18 protein-coding genes are annotated in these 15,025 nt (G+C 61.8%); 12 read left to right on the top strand and 6 right to left on the bottom strand.

From position 1 onward, the window contains the following. Positions 1 to 10: 10 nt before the first annotated feature. The 3 genes from ACH488_RS14720 to ACH488_RS14710 all read right to left on the bottom strand — a co-directional run bounded on the left by ACH488_RS14720 (position 11) and on the right by ACH488_RS14710 (position 2,464). Positions 11 to 466, bottom strand: a complete 456-nt coding sequence (locus tag ACH488_RS14720; RefSeq protein WP_397325297.1) for a hypothetical protein — start codon at positions 464 to 466, stop codon at positions 11 to 13. A gap of 391 nt (positions 467 to 857) precedes the next feature. Beyond that, on the bottom strand, positions 858 to 1,325 hold the full coding sequence (locus tag ACH488_RS14715; RefSeq protein ID WP_397325296.1) for a hypothetical protein: 468 nt from the start codon (positions 1,323 to 1,325) through the stop codon (positions 858 to 860). 359 nt (positions 1,326 to 1,684) lie between these two features. Beyond that, complete coding sequence (locus ACH488_RS14710; RefSeq protein WP_397325295.1) at positions 1,685 to 2,464, bottom strand: alpha/beta hydrolase; 780 nt, start codon at positions 2,462 to 2,464, stop codon at positions 1,685 to 1,687. 406 nt (positions 2,465 to 2,870) lie between these two features. Between ACH488_RS14710 and ACH488_RS14705 the strand changes: the two genes are divergently transcribed. The 11 genes from ACH488_RS14705 (at position 2,871) to ACH488_RS14655 (ending at position 10,888) form a co-directional block, all read left to right on the top strand. Continuing rightward, positions 2,871 to 3,209, top strand: a complete 339-nt coding sequence (locus ACH488_RS14705; RefSeq protein ID WP_397325294.1) for a hypothetical protein — start codon at positions 2,871 to 2,873, stop codon at positions 3,207 to 3,209. A 6-nt stretch (positions 3,210 to 3,215) separates the two neighbouring features. Then, positions 3,216 to 3,515, top strand: coding sequence for a pore-forming ESAT-6 family protein (locus tag ACH488_RS14700; protein ID WP_397325293.1), 300 nt, complete (start codon positions 3,216 to 3,218; stop codon positions 3,513 to 3,515). Between the two features lie 19 nt (positions 3,516 to 3,534). Then, positions 3,535 to 4,050 carry a DUF6507 family protein gene (locus ACH488_RS14695; protein WP_397325292.1) on the top strand — a complete coding sequence of 172 codons (516 nt, stop codon included), beginning with the start codon at positions 3,535 to 3,537 and terminating at the stop codon, positions 4,048 to 4,050. A 37-nt stretch (positions 4,051 to 4,087) separates the two neighbouring features. Next, on the top strand, positions 4,088 to 6,400 hold the full coding sequence (locus ACH488_RS14690; protein WP_397325291.1) for a hypothetical protein: 2,313 nt from the start codon (positions 4,088 to 4,090) through the stop codon (positions 6,398 to 6,400). Positions 6,401 to 6,426: 26 nt separating this feature from the next. Beyond that, on the top strand, positions 6,427 to 7,161 hold the full coding sequence (locus ACH488_RS14685) for a hypothetical protein (RefSeq protein ID WP_397325290.1): 735 nt from the start codon (positions 6,427 to 6,429) through the stop codon (positions 7,159 to 7,161). Between the two features lie 10 nt (positions 7,162 to 7,171). After that, positions 7,172 to 7,585 (top strand): TNT domain-containing protein, encoded by a 414-nt coding sequence (locus ACH488_RS14680; RefSeq protein WP_397325289.1) that lies wholly within the window; start codon positions 7,172 to 7,174, stop codon positions 7,583 to 7,585. A gap of 10 nt (positions 7,586 to 7,595) precedes the next feature. After that, entirely contained in the window at positions 7,596 to 8,090 is a 495-nt protein-coding gene (locus tag ACH488_RS14675) for an Imm61 family immunity protein (protein WP_397325288.1), read from the top strand. Positions 8,091 to 8,902: 812 nt separating this feature from the next. Continuing rightward, on the top strand, positions 8,903 to 9,214 hold the full coding sequence (locus tag ACH488_RS14670; RefSeq protein WP_397325287.1) for an ArsR/SmtB family transcription factor: 312 nt from the start codon (positions 8,903 to 8,905) through the stop codon (positions 9,212 to 9,214). Then, positions 9,211 to 9,618 (top strand): SRPBCC domain-containing protein, encoded by a 408-nt coding sequence (locus tag ACH488_RS14665; protein ID WP_397325286.1) that lies wholly within the window; start codon positions 9,211 to 9,213, stop codon positions 9,616 to 9,618. Before ACH488_RS14670 ends, ACH488_RS14665 begins: the two co-directional genes overlap by 4 nt. Before the next feature lie 38 nt (positions 9,619 to 9,656). Continuing rightward, a complete protein-coding gene (locus ACH488_RS14660) occupies positions 9,657 to 9,812 on the top strand; it encodes a hypothetical protein (protein WP_397325285.1) in 156 nt (51 codons plus the stop codon). Then, positions 9,809 to 10,888 (top strand): hypothetical protein, encoded by a 1,080-nt coding sequence (locus tag ACH488_RS14655; protein WP_397325284.1) that lies wholly within the window; start codon positions 9,809 to 9,811, stop codon positions 10,886 to 10,888. Before ACH488_RS14660 ends, ACH488_RS14655 begins: the two co-directional genes overlap by 4 nt. On the opposite strand, the gene ACH488_RS14650 is transcribed toward ACH488_RS14655, so the two are convergent. Genes ACH488_RS14650 through pnuC form a run of 3 tightly spaced genes read right to left on the bottom strand, consistent with a single transcriptional unit; the run spans position 10,885 to position 13,405 of the window. After that, positions 10,885 to 11,631: an NUDIX hydrolase gene (locus tag ACH488_RS14650; RefSeq protein ID WP_397325282.1), complete on the bottom strand. Its 747-nt coding sequence runs from the start codon at positions 11,629 to 11,631 to the stop codon at positions 10,885 to 10,887. The two genes, ACH488_RS14655 and ACH488_RS14650, sit on opposite strands and share 4 nt — an antisense overlap. After that, complete coding sequence (locus tag ACH488_RS14645) at positions 11,628 to 12,743, bottom strand: AAA family ATPase (RefSeq protein ID WP_397325281.1); 1,116 nt, start codon at positions 12,741 to 12,743, stop codon at positions 11,628 to 11,630. Before ACH488_RS14645 ends, ACH488_RS14650 begins: the two co-directional genes overlap by 4 nt. Then, positions 12,740 to 13,405, bottom strand: a complete 666-nt coding sequence (gene pnuC, locus ACH488_RS14640; protein WP_397325280.1) for a nicotinamide riboside transporter PnuC — start codon at positions 13,403 to 13,405, stop codon at positions 12,740 to 12,742. Before pnuC ends, ACH488_RS14645 begins: the two co-directional genes overlap by 4 nt. Before the next feature lie 333 nt (positions 13,406 to 13,738). On the opposite strand from pnuC, the gene ACH488_RS14635 reads away from it, so the two are divergent. Continuing rightward, positions 13,739 to 14,926 carry a TerC family protein gene (locus ACH488_RS14635; protein WP_397325278.1) on the top strand — a complete coding sequence of 396 codons (1,188 nt, stop codon included), beginning with the start codon at positions 13,739 to 13,741 and terminating at the stop codon, positions 14,924 to 14,926. Positions 14,927 to 15,025: the final 99 nt, after the last annotated feature.

The following is a 15,025-nucleotide window of genomic DNA, read 5'->3' as shown; positions in this document are numbered from 1 at the left end:
GGGTATATCGCTACTGCTCTCCGCTCAGCCTCAACGCATCCGCCTTCGTCGCCGCCAGAATCTCAGCAAACCGTCGCCGGTCTACATACTCCCCACCGGCGAGCCGGATAACTCTGCCCATGTAAGGGTCTCGCTGCATGAGTTGCTTATCGCCTAAACGCAAGGTCGTGTAGCTGGCCTTCTTCTCGGCCCTCACGCGGGACTCTGCCCAATTCACCACCACAATCAAGAGAAGACTTGATGAAGCAAAAAGACCAACCAAGGAGTTTGTGAACCACGATTGTGGGATGCCGGCCTTCATCAGCGCGAGACAGGTCAAGCCCACCACAGCCATAAAGGTGGTGGCCCTATAACGCCACTTCGTGATTTGATACGCAGTCGCCCCATCAATCAACCCACCGTCGGATCTGATTCGTACCAAGCTGTCCCCCAAGAGGCTGCGATGCGACGCAGCGTAGATGCACATACAGCCCCCAACCTACCTCGTTCACGAAGCATGCGACCCTCCCAGCACCACTACCAATGGCGGGTGAGCCGGATTGCATAGCCGTTTGCCTAAGTCCGCTCAATCCTGTACAGGTAGACACCCAAGGGCCCTGTTCAAAGCGGAAGACGCTGCTGGCGCCCCGTCCGCGGCCGCCGTCGTCGATGGCCTCCGCTCCAACGAGCTCGTGTCCCCTCAGGACGAAATCCACTAGGTCTACCGGCGTTGGCGGCGCATCGCGGACAAGTGCGGGCCGCCGTGTGTGCGGGCGGGTGAGGTCAATCTGAAAGCTCCACCATGACGCGCGCGACACCCGCGCCGACGAGGCGCACCGGGCGTTCAGTGCACGGCGTAGGTCTGGAGGCACGACAGTTCAAACCCCCGGAGCTGATCCTTCCGGGCGGATCTTGTGCCAAATCTGAGCGATGGTGGCCCCTGCGGTCGATTCGTCCAGGAGTGCATGAAACTTTGCTTGTACAGCCTCGTCGGCTTTGGTAGCTGCGAAGAACGAGTGCAGGGACGAACCAGTAGCATCTCGTGCGATGAGTCTCATCTTTCGAGCAAGCGAGGCGTTGGGGTGATGGTTGATGTCCGCGTCCGCGTCGGGGAATCGATCGGCGAGGAATTCCAGGACTTCGGTGGGCACGGAGTAGTTGGTCAACAGGCCCGAGGCCTCAGCCCAATCCCGGTGAGCGGCGATGTGAAACATGACATCAATGGGAAGCCCGGGGTTTCCGGTGAGCTGGAATAAGTCGTAGGGATTGCCGTTTGCAGCGTAATAGGCAGAAACTGCACCAGGCAGATCTTGGGCATCCAATTTCTCTCTCCAGTGTTGCTCCATGCTCCCCCTCAATGTGTAGACGACGACGGCCCGCCGTCGTCGCCTGCCCGCGTGGCCTGACACCTCCGGCTCTGGTCCGAGAACGGACCGACCTTGACCACTGTGGAGACACCTTGTTTGTGTTTGCAAAGTCCGTGGAGCAGCAGTCGGCGCCGTACTCCCAGTGTGGCACGGCGAGTTCTCGACTGTCGGGGTGGTTCGAGCCGGGCAGTGCAGCGCGGGTTCTGAGGGCTTAGCTTCTCCGGTCTTGCTGACAGGTTCAAACCCGCCGGGTTGCGCTCGTTCATCGCGTTCTCTCACCACCTAGAAGCGGTGAACTTCGCACGTGGCCACCCTGCGTAGAGGATCGCGCCGAGAAACTATCCGGATGCAGAATGTGGTGCACATCTAGTCAACGACCACGAAGCCATCAGATCGATGGCCTTTGCAAAGTCGTTGCGGCGGGGGTGGTTCAGGAAGGCGTGACGGGATCCAGGCAGAATGTGGTGTTTCACGTCGACCCGGGCATCTCTGAGTTCGGCCGCGAACTGGTCGCCTGAAGCGCGTATGACGTCATTGTCTGCATTGATCATGAGGGCGGACGGTAACCCGGAGAGATCGTGCCCTCCTGGGAAAGCCAAACGGTCTCTCAGCGCCGGTTCAGATCCTGCGTAGTTTCGGTTCAGCGCATTCAGAAACCATCGGGAGTGCGTTAGCCGGCGATGACCGCGCACTCGCCGTTGGATCTCAGGCGCCCGAGGGTGTACGGCGTGGAAGAATCCGTACGCGAAGATGGCCCCTCTAAGGTCCAGATCCATCTCGACGGCACGGAACGCCGTAGAGGCAGCCAAGCAGGCTCCGGCGCTTGCTCCGCCGAGAATCAACCCTCCCTCTGTCTGGCTGCCAACGTGTTGAAGCGCGGTCAGAAGGTCTTCCATCGGTAGCGGGAAGCGTGCTCTTGACCGAGTTCGTCCCTTGAACGCCCAATTCAGTCCGGGGGGCGGTGCGAGGCGGTAGTCGACCGTGACCACGGTAACCCCTCTGTCAGAAAGAGCCCGGGCTACATCGTGCGCTTCAGGCTGGTCAATTCCGCCGGCGAAGAAGCCTCCTCCGTGCGCCCAGACAAGTGTGGGAACGGGCACCCGAGCCTGGCTGGGCATTGGTCGATACCATCGGAGCCGAACGGGTCCGTCCGGTCCTGCGGCCACCGACTCAAGAATCCCTGAGTCTCTTTTCTCATTGTTCGACATCGCCATGAAACCGACCCTAGCCGTAAGTGACAGCCCGCGATCCGAGGTGCCTCGCCTGCCTTTCCGTGACTCATCCCGCCGTTTCGAGGGCAAGGCCTGTCGCGTTGGTCCTGTACGACCACCTAGATGATTTTTCGCACCACCTAATTTTGTGTTTCTAGCACCTAATTTCCCTCGTTTCGATCTAGGGAGAGCCTTTTTCGCCACCTAGTGCCGTTTTTGTGTGTTCACAATGTCCCCGGCTGCGTGGCCATTTCCGGTCGCGGGCACCCACTGGTTGGTGGGTTGGTTTCGAGGGCTATTGGGGGCCTTTTGTATGGCTGTTTTTGATATGGGTGCGCAGACACTCGCCACCCTGGGTAAGCAAACGGATGCTTCGCATCAGGATCTCGGTGCGTTGGTGCGCCGGTTCGTGGACGCCGTGACCCCGCTGGAAGGGAAGTTCAGCGGCGCGGGCAAGGCCGCATTCGACTCCTTCAAGAACCGCTCCGATGTGGTCGCCTCGGAGTTGAACACCGCACTGGGTGCGATCGTGCAGGGCCAGTCCGGGATGGACACCGCCTTCACCCAAGGCGACATCGCCGCCTCCGATACGGCCCGCCGCTCGGAGGGATCGGCGAACTTCGACGCCGCACGCTTCCAGGGAAGGGCCTAACCCACCATGAGCCGCATTGCCTACGACACGAACGTCTCCGCCCAGGTCCAGTCCGACATCCAGGCCTTGGCCGCGCAGCTGGAGAACCTCATCACCGCCCGGCAACAGGACGTCAACCACGCCATGGCCGACTTCCGCGCCGACGGCGTCGACGCCGAATACCAAGCAGTCGAAGCCCGGTGGACCTCCGCCGCCTCCGAAGTCCGGTCCATCGTCGCACTGGTCCGCTCCACCCTCGCCCAAACCGATGACACCGCCACTACTGCCGTGGCGGCTGCACGGAACGCCGTGCAAGGCATCGGCTAACCCGGGCCCCTCTTTCTGGATGGCTGTGTGGGATATTGACGTGCCCGGCACCCACGAGGTGCTGGCCGCGGCGTCGAAGGCCGTGACAGGGTTGCAGACCCCGGTCAAGAGCCTCGGTGCCGCGCTGGAGGGGGTCGTAGGTGCGGTCCCCTCGACGGTGGTGGTGCAGGCGTTGGGCGGGTTCGCCGATGACGGGTTGAGCCCTGACCTCACCGGGGCCGTGCTCTCCGCGGGCGCGGCCTTGTCCGGGACGACGGAGGCGGTGGGGCATTACGTGGCCGGCGACCAGGCCATGGCCACCATCGCGGAAAAGAGCGCCCTGATCGCAGCAGGCACCGGCCCGGCCCTCGGCACCGGCCTGGCGGCCGCGCAAGGCATCGAACCAGGCACCGACCCCGCCAGTGCCGGTGCCGGGTGGCCGTTCCCGGACGCCGGTCCCCAGCCTTCCGATGCCGGGGGCGGGTCGCCGTTCCCTGACCCGGGCCACTTCAGCGAACCGCGCACCGGGGGCGGTCCGCGGTGGAAGCTGCCATGAGCTGCGCCGTCGTCTTTCGCTTGACGGGAGTTTGTGAATGAGTGGGGATTTCACGCAGGTGTGTGTCCCGTCCGGTGGTGGGTCGGGGATCAACCTGGAGGCGCTCCCGCCGTTGCCTGATCCGGAGGTGTTGGACGCCCAGGTCCAGTCGATGATCGCTGCCGCGGTCGGGTTTCATAACGGGGTCCAGGACGCGGCCCGGAACTGGGCCGGTCTCCAGGCGTTCTACCGGACCCCGGAAGCCGAACAAGTACTCGGCGCGTTCACCCCGGCCCTGGCCAAAGCCGCCCGGGTGAAGGACCTGACCGGTGCCGCGGCCCGAGCCCTGTACGCGTACGCGGACCGGGCCAGGGACTTCAAGCGCCGCATCACCGGTTTACGGGCTGAGGTGCAGGCGCTGGACGCGGTGATCCTGGCCAACGACGACTGGCACACTAAGGCCCAGATCGTGGACACCCACCAACGGCTCATGTCCTCCGCGTCCTGGCTGGCCCAGCAGATCCTGGACTCGGACACCCAATGCGCCAACGAACTCTCCGCCCTGACCCACGGGCCCGGCTACACCCCGGTGCAGGTTCCCCGGAGGAGCAGCGTGTTCGCTTCCACGGACCAGGTCGCGAACGGGTTCAGTTGGCTGCAACACCAGCTGGGTACCGACGCCCCGGTCCCTGACCTGCCCTGGGGGCCGGCGGTGTCCATCCGGCACGAGGGCCGCCTGTCCGCGGTGCAGGGTTTCGGGACCGCCGCCGTCGGCGCGGTCCAGGGCCTGTACACGCTGTTCGGAACTAAAGACAAAACCCAGCAAGCCCAAGCCTGGCAAGGCGTGGGGGCCTTGGGTGCGGCGGTGTTCCGGTCCAAAGCCGTGATCGACCGGGGCTTCACGGACATGGACGAGGCCGATATCGAAGCGCTCCTGACCGCAGCCGCCGCGATCACGGAAACCGTGCACGCCGACGAATGGGCCACCGATTACTGGCGTGCCGGCGGGCAAACCACCTTCGACCTCGCCACCGCAGCAACCGGAGGCGCCGGTGCCGGCCTCACCCTCGAGGCCCGCCTCACGGCCCTCACCAATCGCCTCCGCGGCCTACCCACCACAATCACCACAACAACGACGATCACCGAGGCCGGCGCGGGTGCGGCGGGAACGGCCGTGCCGGAGGAAGCCGCTGCCGCGCTCGGGACCACGGCCACTAAATCCAGCGCCGTGCTCGGGTCCGCAACGGCCGCCGAGTGGGCGAAGAACCTCGACGCTGGTATCGCCCGCGTCCAGGAATTCCTGACCACCGCAGGCAGAACCATCGAGGACTACACCAACCCCTCCCCGGCCACCGCAGGCGTCCCCACAGGAACAACAGCGCCGTCAACCCCAACAGGTGGGCCTGGTCCGGTCACCCGCTGGCTCAACGAACACCACACCAACCCCACACCCGACCCAACCCCCACAACACGGACACCGTCCAATGGCCGCTGGACCGACGACATCAAGAACCAGGCCAGGAACACCCCCGCCCCCGAAACCAGACCCAACCCCGGCTCCATCGACAGGGCCCGCCTGAACCAACGCTTCAACCCTGCCCCGCCCGACACGGCCGACACCCCGCACACCCACCCGGAGCCACCCGGCGGCTCACACACCCACCCGGAACCATCAGCCAAACCGGTTGCACCATCCGCGGCGGCCGAACACACCCCGCCGGTACCATCAGCGAGACCGGCGGCACCATCCGAGGCAGCTGAACACGCCCCACACACGACCGCCGCCCCAAAGCCGTCCGGACCACCCGGCACCTACGACCAACGCCTCGGCGACCACACCCTCCCCGGCCGCCACCCCGACCTCCAACCCACCATCGGAGACACCGACGGCGGCCCCGGCACCTGGCAAGAACCCGCCGCACGAAACTCCCATGGTGTGCCCGACCAAATCTTCGCAACAGGAGTCACGTCCACAGGGCCAAGAGGCAACCTTCTGGAATATGTCATGAACTACATCAGCGCCGGCGGTGAAAAGAAGTTGATCGCCTTCGACGGCCACCTGTGGCGAGGACGCCCACCCATCGAGATCTTCCAAGAAATCAAAGGCAACTACGACCTGATCCACAAAGGAATCTTCAATGGACAGTACCTCCGCAACCTAGCGCCCCAAGCGGCGTTGAAGTACTGGGTCGCGACGGCCCGCAAGCAGCTAGCAATGTTGGAAGCAAAAGCACCGGGCAGCCAACTCGAATGGGTCTTCACCCACAATCCTGAATTCGCTGAGATGCTGGACAAAGCACTGCGCAAATCGATGGCGAAGGAGAAGTCCACCGTCTCTTTTGTTGTTAAGTACGTACCACTTGAAGCCTAGACCAAACCCAACTACCAGGAGCCGGTGTGCCTGAAGAAGCCGCGAAGTCCTACTTCGACCCCAAACTCGATGACATTGACCTAGATTTCCTGCTGGGCGGACGGCCCGCGCGCCCTGCAGAAATTGCCGGGAGGATTCTGTCGACCTTGAGCGCCTTGGAACACCTGGATGCCAGGCCAATCGAGTGGGTTGACGTTTTGTACCCCGGACGCAGTGCGGCGACGAAAGAAGCAATACCTCGCTCCGTTCACGAAATGGAATTAAGGGTCGAAGACGGCGCCCGCAAGGATGATGCGGGCAACTTCTACCCGAGCTGGGGCTACTACCTCTCGGTGCTCGGCTTCCTTGCAGGGTCGGACAGAAGCCTCTGCCCATTCAGCTTCTCTGTCTCAGACGGAGAGGACCAACCCGGCTCGAGGAACTCGTTCGAATTGGAGTTGAATGAAGCCCTGGTTTCCGGACGAGAAGCAATAACCGAATGCGTCGCATCCCTTGTCGACATCTGGAGTCCCATCCGTGGGGGCGTTTTTGGATACGAAGTAACAAAGCTGAACGAAGGCCACCCACTCTGGTATCCGCCGGTGGGAGTCTTGACGTACATGGCTAACGGCTCCGGATACACTCTTCCGCCCAGCCCCCTCGTGGACCTACGTCCACTTCAAAACGGAACACTCGCGGTCCTCAAGGATTGGACGCTCGACGCAGTCCTCGCTTATCAAAGCGAATTCAGAGCAGTTAATACAGGAGCCGAGAGGGGCTGAGGTAGAAGTCATGACTGAGCAGAAAACAGGGCGATGGAATCGGTATCTTCCGAATGATGGCGGCGTAGAGGGCAGTCATTGGATCACTCAAGACCTTGCTGTCTTCCATGGTCACTACGGAAACACTCTCGATCGGGTAGGAAACGAGGACGGCTCGTACCTGTACGCGCTGAACAATGGCGAGCCAACGAGCTTTGAAGATCGCTCGCTTCCAGTCGATGCATTGAAGCTTCCGTACGCGCGTTATCGCGTAGCGGAGCAGTGGCCCGATGGGCTTGAGGGGTCGACAGTTCAGGCTGCACTGGTGGCGCCTTGGTTCGGCCGGGCCGGTGGGTCAATCCAGATTTTGTTCTTAGATGGGCAAGGCAGGCTAATCACCACAGAAGAGCTACTGAAGACGGGTGTACTTTCCTATGATCGATGAGTTTGACGCCATGATTGAGCGGCTGCACCCTGTCGTCAACTCGGCGAGATACGGCATAACTGGCTACGAAGATGGGGTGTGGTGTATTTCCAGTCTCGGCGGAGAGATCAGGCTCTACCTGGAGCGCAAGGGCAAGTGGATCACGCTGACAGAGGTCGAGCGTGCTTGGCACGAACGGCCAGTGTTTGCAGCCGCCCACCAGGATGACATTCAACGTGTACTACTTTTTCGCTTCATGAACCGGTACAGACGTGTTCAGTTGCAGAGCAACTACCTGAGCCCAACAACTACCCCGATCAATGCGAACAAGGTGGCCACCGGGTACAGCCTCAAGATTGGCGATGACGGAGTGTGGCAGCTGGAAAAAACCGGTTCGCCCGACACATGGCGTGGTAATCTCACCGTCCTGGTTGAGTTTTCCCACTACGCAGACATGGACTCCCACGATCTTTGGGAGTGGCTCTACGCGCCAGAGGACGGGATATTCCAAGAGATCCTTACCTGATTGCCAATCGGCGCTTGTCCCATTTTCACGTGGTCGCTCAGGGCCACAGAAAACGGCACGATCCTGAACTCGGAACACGCGGGCTTCAACCTGGACACAACGATGTGCGGCCCGAAGAATATGGCAGTCAACGCACCATTACCGGTGGAGAATCGTGGTTATGGGTTGATCAATGTTTGCACCGGGATCTGGCAAGCCTGAGCATCTCGTTCAGCATCAACAGCGATGCGCAGCCGCCGACGAGTTCGGAGAATACGCCGCAAGCCTCGGGAGGAACGCTGCTCAACCGTCGGCCATCTCAGGTCCCAACAAAACCAAACACGGTAGGCAGGTCGTCACAAGCTGGGCATCAACTCCTGCTAACTCGTCAGCGGCCTCTCAAGTAGAAGGCCTGATCACTCTCAAACCCAGTACATCCGAACCAATGACCGCAGCCAACTTGATAGAAGCCCTGGCTGCAGAGATGGCCAACTTCGGCTTCCGTCATCTGGTCGCCCTCACTGGGTCCGACTTCCTGCGCCGGCTTCAGACTCAATGCGCCAACCCGATCTCTGTTCGCATCAATCGATCCCAAACCAACGCGTGGCTCCTACAGACACCTGAGATTTCGGGGATTACGGCGGGTTTTGAGGACCGTGTCGTGATGTGGGTAGGTACCGCTGTGGCCCCGCTCCCGACGACGATACTCACCGCAGACTTCGGGCGCCAGATCCGCTCACTCGGACAGCCCGTGTAACTGATGGAGACATTGGGGCCAACGCTCCACTGTCAACGCCTTGTCATTTCGGAAATTTCCGACATATCATCATCGAGTGCTTCCCGACGTCTTCGGCGCCCTCGCAAACCCCTCGCGGCGCACCATCCTCGACAGCCTCCTCGGCGGCCCCTTGTCGGCGGGCGAACTGACGGGACGCTTGGCACTCAGCCGTTCGTCGGCGTCGGAACATCTGACCGTACTGAAGGACGCCGGACTGATCCGCGAAGAGCGGCAAGGCAGGCACAGGATCTACCATCTGCAAGCTGCGGGCCTGCAGGAAGCCAGCGGCTGGCTGAAGCACTACGAGCACTATTGGAACCAGCGGCTCGATGCCCTGGGTGAACTACTGGATAAGGAAAACCCGTGACTGAAAATGCCATCCGCCTTGAGCGCACCTTCGCCCACTCCCCCGAAGCCGTATGGGCTGCCCTGACAACGCCGGAACTCCTCGCCAAGTGGTGGGCGCCAGGCGATATCGCACCCGTAGTCGGCCACCGATTCACCATGGACATGGACCGCTGGGGCCAGCAGCAGTGCGAGGTCACCGCCGTCGAACCCGGCACGTCAATCACGTTCGTCTTCGCAGAAGGCGTCCTGGACACCACCATCACGTGGTCGCTGAAAGCCACGGAAAACGGCACCATCCTGCACTTCGAACACGCGGGCTTCAACCTGGATACCCCCATGGGCCGCACTGCTCTCGAAGGCATGGGCAACGGCTGGCCGGGCCTGATCGCGCGCATCGACCAGGCACTAGTCAGCGTCGCCTAGACGCGACTACCCGGCGAGCGCCGTGCAAGGATGAAGTGATGGACACTTCTTCCGAGCTCCTGGCAATCGCAATCGGCAAGGTCATCGGCGGAGGCCGGGGTGTTCCCTACGAAGCGGTTTCGCTGTGCCAGATCAATGGCCGCGTTGAGCAGTACTCCATCGCCGTAAGTCCCGCCGCCTTGGGGGAATCATGAAGCTGGATGTTGCGTCGTTGTTGGCCGGACCACGGGGTCGGCGCCTGTGCCTTGAACTCGCTATGGAGGCTGACGACGATGTCCGCATTGCAGTCTTCGACTTGGGCTACGACCTCGATCCCGGTGCGGGTAAATCGCGTGTCATGATGTCGTCGTTCGATGCGTCCGGCGAGGTTCCCCCTCCAGCGCCGAAGCCAACGGTTGCCGAACTGTCCGACCGAATGTCCCGTCTGGATCTGCACCGCATCGGTGACGCTCTCGTGCAGAAGGCCTTGCTTCGGGCAGTCGACACGGCACGGTATTGGCAGCAGCCGGACGGCGAGGATGTCCTGGCTGCCGAGGCACGCCTGGCCGATGCGCTTGAACATGTCGCGAGCGGTGTCCTCGCTATCCGTGCAGCCAACGCCTGGGGCGATCAGTTCAGCGCACAACAGTGGGCAGTCGACTGGAGATCGGCCGCTGACCCCACACCACTGTCACGGAACCCGAGCCAGACGCTCTCCGAGTGGACGGAGCACACGCTTGATGTGGAATTCCGCAGCGCCTGGCAACTCCCGGCGGATCTCAGGGCCCAAGTAAGCGGAGAATGGTGGTCCATCCCCTACCGCCTCATTCAAACCATGAGTCGGATACCCGAAGGACTCGACCTCATCGAAGACTCACTGGGATGGGAAGAAGCAACGGTCACCCCCGTCTCGGGATCCGGCCGGATTCTCGAAGTCGAGGTCGCCGAGGATTGGGTCACGCTCTGCCGGGACTTCCCGTTACAGGTCACGGCCTCTCGTCGCCATGACTGGTACCGCACCACCGGCCGCGACGGGCACTGGGTGATCCCGGACTGGGAGCAGGTCGCCACACGTTGGGACGCCGTACATCTGACAGTGAACGGCTACCTCCACTTGGCAGGACGGGCACTGGAGGTGGACCCCGCCCAGGGCACAGCCAGCGTCATCGCGGGCTGGAATCCAGACACAACGCTGTGGCTCACGGACAGGCTGAGGGAAACCGAAGAACCCCGCCAACACTGGCGTAGGGAGAACAACTGGGACGAATGGACCCTGCTCGGAAGTGCCTAGCTGGCATCCCGTGCGTCAGCTGGCCGAGCCAGCGGCGGGTGAATGTGTTTGTCCGTCGCGTTGAACAGGGCAGCGGGGGCGCCACCAGAGGCTGCCCGTACCTTCTGACCGGTGTCGTGTAGTTGCGGGACCATTTTGCGCGTGAAGTTGCCGGCTGGCAGGGAAGTGTTCCACACGGCGTCGTAAACGGTACGGAGCTGGGTCACCGTGAACGACTCCGGCAGGAGCCGTGCGGCAATGAGCGTGTACTCCATCTTGCCGCTGAGGCGGTCCAGTCCTTCGCGCATGATGGCTGCGTGGTCGAACGCGAGATCACCCTTGAGTGTCTCGTGAACCGGCGACCACTCAGCACCCGCCGCATCAGACCCAGCAGCGAGTGGAGGCAGGGTTAGCCCGTCGGTGGCGAGCAGTACCAGATGGGCAATGGACACGATCCGCATGCGTGGATCCCTGTCAGGCGAACTGTAAGTCGCGAGCTGCTCCGCGTGCGCCTCCGGTGAAGGCAACGTCATGCCCGTTTCCTCGGCGAGTTCCCGCCACGCAGCATGCAGGGCGTCCTCATCAGGGTGAAGGAAGCCGCCCGGCAACGCGAGGGAACCTTTGAAGGGGTGTTCACCGCGGCGAACCAACGCAACGTGCAGAACACCCTGCGCGACGGCCAACACAACCAGGTCCACGGTGACAGCGGTAGCGGGATAGTCCTCGGGCCGGTACGACGCCAAGAATTTCTTTTCGCTGTTCAAGCGGTGGCTCCTGTCAGGATGGTTCGTTTGGCCCACGGCGGTGAAGTGAAAGTGGACCGTTGCTCCAGTATGAGGTCGATGATGGTGGTAGCCGTAGCCAGCCGTCGTTCGTGACTGCCGGTCACCAATACCCAGGAGTGACCTGCTGCGGTCAGGGCCTCCTTGAACCACTCCGTCATGTCTGCCCGGATGTGCTCACCGTCGCGGATTCCGTCGTCTTCGAAGTCGACACCCTCGTGATCAGTTACTAGATAGACATCACGCCCAGGGAGGTTCGCTGCCGCCTCCGCAGCGCCGAAGCTGTCCGTGCCCATGTAGCGGCGCTCCCACAGTACGGTCGCCAGCGAGTCGGTATCGGCGATGACCAGCGGACACTGGGATGCGGCGGCGTTCTCCAACTCGTTCTGTCGCTTCGCAATGAGGTCAAAGTCCTCGGTGGTCCACACCAGGTCCTCAACGCCCGTCCCGGGATTGAGGCTCCGGAGTTCGTCGAGCTTTTCGTAGGTCCGCAGGCGCCCGTACTCGGGGACGTCCCCGATGGTCGGGTACCGGCTTCGATAGTGATCCATGAGCGCACGGGTCAAGGTAGTGGTGCCGGTTGACTCTGCCCCGACCACGATGATCCGCGTAGCCAAACCCTGCCGGGCAGGTTCAATGATGTGCGGCCAGGCTGCGTTGAGGTCATCCCTGCAGAGCGTGCCACTGACGGGAAACTCGCTCCTGTCAGGGTCCACCAGGACGTGCTCGGCATTGAAAGCATCCGCCAGTTGGTACCCGTACATCTCCGAAGTGAAGACGGCATCAACCTTTTCAACACCAGCGTTCTGCAAAGCTGAGCGCATCACTTCAACGTGCGCCTTCCAGATCTCGTCCGAGCCGTAATCCACCGGGCAATCATCAACCTGGACAAGGATTCGCACATTCGCGTAAGTCTCGAATTCAGTGGAAAGCCACTGGGCACGGTCAGCCATGCTTATTGACTCGAAGCGAGTGCCCAGGACGATGACATAAACGTTGTCCGACTCAGCCGCTGCTGCCTGGATCAGGTGCCGATGCCCGGCGTGTGGTGGGTAGAACTTCCCTATGACAAGTCCCGTGCCGTAGAGGCTCAAACCAGTGCTCCTTCGCTTGGGGCTGCGTCAACGCCCTGCATTCGGCGTGCACGGTTCCAGTCCACCAGGCCGTAAATGCAGAGCGCCAGGAAGCCGATGTAGAGGATGCCGGTGAGCGCCAGCCCTTTCGCGAAGTACAGCGGTATCGAGACCATGTCCACGATGATCCAGACGTACCACTGCTGCATGATCTTCTTGGTCTGGCCGTAAGTGGCCATCAGGGAGGCGGCAAGGATGAACGCGTCGGGCCACGGAACGGTGGAATTGGTTTCGACGGCGAGCATCCATCCCACCAGCGCCGTCGCGACCGCCGTGATGCCTACTCCCCAGGCGATTTCGGCACGGCTCGCATCGCGGATGGGAAGGTCGTCTTTCGCTGCGGTGCTCCGGTTCCCGCGGATCCAGTTGAACCAGCCGTAGGCGCCAACCACGCCGAAGATAACCTGCAGCGCCGTATCGCCGTAGAGGCCAGCTCCCAGGAACAAGATCATGAACGCGATGTTGTTGATGATTCCAACCGGCCAGCTCCACAGCTTCTGCCGGGCAACGCCGTAGACGCAGGCCGCGCCAGTGACGAATCCGATGACTTCGATCCAGCTCACGGGGCTGCCGAGAAGGTTCGGTACAGCCGGGGAGTTCATCCAGTCGAGCAGGGCATCCATGGCCCCTCCAATCGTTATTATCAAGTTGATAATAACGAGAGTACACCATCCTTGCCCGAAGCCGGGAGGTCACTCGACATTGATCCGTGTGATGTGCGCAACAGAGGAAACCCGGCAATTTCGGAACCGGGATCACAACAAAGATCGTTGGAAGCTACGTAGGACACCCTGACGTTCCACCCGCTCAACTTCCGGAGGCAGCCAGCCCAGCCACTCGCCGTCGTACTCCCCCACACAGCCATGAACCAACGCCAGGCGACCCAACCCGGTAGGTTTATGGCAAGAGTTTTTGACCCTCGCTGAGTTACACGCCCCTCACGAAAGCAGGATCACATGACCGTCTCTCCCCTCATTTGGGGCATCACGATCGTCGTTATTTTGGCGCTTCTCGCCTTCGACTATTTCTTCCACATTCGCAAAGCCCACGTTCCGTCGCTGAAGGAAGCAGCAATTTGGTCGTCCATTTATGTGGGCCTGGCCGTTGTCTTCGGCATTCTGGTCTTGGTCTTCGGCGGAGCCCAAATGGGGTCCGAGTACTTCGCCGGATACATCACGGAAAAAGCCCTGTCCGTCGACAACCTCTTCGTCTTCCTGATCATCATGGCCAGCTTCCGGGTGCCGCGTGAGGACCAGCAGAAGGTGCTGCTGTTCGGTATCGTCTTTTCGCTGATCGCCCGGACCGGCTTCATTTTCCTGGGCGCCGCGCTGATCAACTCGTTCGCGTGGGTGTTCTACCTGTTCGGCCTGATCCTCCTGCTGACCGCCGGCAACCTCCTCAAGCCCGGCGACCACGGTGACGATCAAGCGAACAACTTCATCATCCGGCTCGCCAAAAGGCTCTTCCACACCACCGATAAGTACGACGGCGACAAGCTCTTCACGGTGGTCAACGGCAAGCGTGCGCTAACCCCTATGCTCCTGGTGATGGTGGCGATCGGCGGCACGGACATCCTGTTCGCGCTCGACTCCATTCCGGCAATCTTCGGCCTGACGCAGAACGTCTTCATCGTGTTCACGGCCACGGCGTTCTCGCTCATGGGCCTGCGGCAGTTGTACTTCCTGATCGACGGCCTGCTGGACCGGCTCATCTACCTGTCCTACGGTCTTGCCGCGATCCTCGCGTTCATCGGCGTCAAGCTGATCCTGCACGCGCTGCACGAGAACAACCTGCCGTTCATCAACGGTGGCGAGCACGTCAACGTCCTTGAGATTTCCACGGGCCTCTCGCTCAGCGTGATCTGCGGAACCCTGGTTGTCACCGTTCTCCTGTCACTGCTCAGCCCGGCCGGCAAGGCCCAGACCGCGATCAACAACGCGCGTCGCCACGCCGTCGACTACCTCGACCTCGACTACACCGCCGACGCCGCCGAACGCGAGCGCATCTACCGGGCACTGACCGCGGAGGAAGCACAGATTGTGCAGATGCCGTTGAAGTACCGGAACAAGGCCAAGGACGTCGAGACGATCCGCGAGCAAGTGAAGGAAGCACACCGGCAGCACGAGGAGTTCCTGAATCGATAAGTCTCGGCTGAAAAGCAGCGCTGCCCCAGCGTTCTCCGGGACAGCGCTGCTTTGCCATCCAATCCCGCGCGCCTCACAAACCGTGCACGTACTTCGCCT

Source organism: Paenarthrobacter sp. NPDC018779, assembly GCF_044391085.1.
Classification (GTDB): Bacteria; Actinomycetota; Actinomycetes; order Actinomycetales; family Micrococcaceae; genus Arthrobacter.
This window is presented reverse-complemented; position numbering and strand designations above follow the sequence as displayed.